Origin of the sequence: Pseudomonas sp. NPDC087346 (assembly GCF_044744235.1) — a bacterium.
In the GTDB taxonomy this organism is placed as follows: domain Bacteria; phylum Pseudomonadota; class Gammaproteobacteria; order Pseudomonadales; family Pseudomonadaceae; genus Aquipseudomonas.
Genome location: NZ_JBIUXX010000027.1, coordinates 89,052 through 89,645, shown reverse-complemented (window position 1 = coordinate 89,645; position 594 = coordinate 89,052). Strand labels below are relative to the sequence as shown.

At 58.8% G+C, this 594-nt stretch carries 1 protein-coding gene and 1 pseudogene; both read left to right on the top strand.

The window, feature by feature from the left end:
* Positions 1-2: 2 nt before the first annotated feature.
* Positions 3-437: pseudogene (gene ccoO, locus ACIOZM_RS17460) on the top strand (cytochrome-c oxidase, cbb3-type subunit II); the annotation flags it as partial.
* Positions 438-441: 4 nt separating this feature from the next.
* Positions 442-594, top strand: a 153-nt coding sequence (locus ACIOZM_RS17455) for a cbb3-type cytochrome c oxidase subunit 3 (RefSeq protein WP_154846085.1), incomplete at its 3' end; no start/stop codon positions are given.

Here is a 594-nt window from a genome sequence, read left to right as displayed (position 1 = left end):
TCTACATCCGCGAAGGCTGTGTCGGCTGCCACTCGCAGATGATCCGTCCGTTCCGTGCCGAAACCGAACGCTACGGCCACTACTCGGTCGCCGGTGAAAGCGTCTGGGATCACCCGTTCCTGTGGGGTTCCAAGCGTACCGGTCCGGATCTGGCCCGGGTGGGTGGTCGTTACTCCGATGACTGGCAGCGTGCGCATTTGTACAACCCGCGCAACGTTGTTCCCGAGTCGAAAATGCCGGCTTATCCGTTCCTCGTGGAGAACAAGCTCGACGGTAAGGACACTGCAAAAAAAATGGAGGTCTTGCGCACGCTTGGCGTCCCTTACACCGATGAAGACATCGCCGGTGCGAAGGATGCCGTGAAGGGCAAAACCGAAATGGACGCGCTGGTGGCCTATCTGCAAGGCCTGGGCACCATCATCAAAAGCAAACGGTGATCTGATGGATATCGGGATGATTCGTGGCCTGGGCACCGTGGTTGTGATGGTGGCCTTCATCGGTCTGGCGCTGTGGGTGTTCAGCCCCAAGCGCAAGTCGGAGTTTGAAGATGCGACCTTGCTGCCCTTCGCGGATGATCCCGAAGCCATCAAGCAC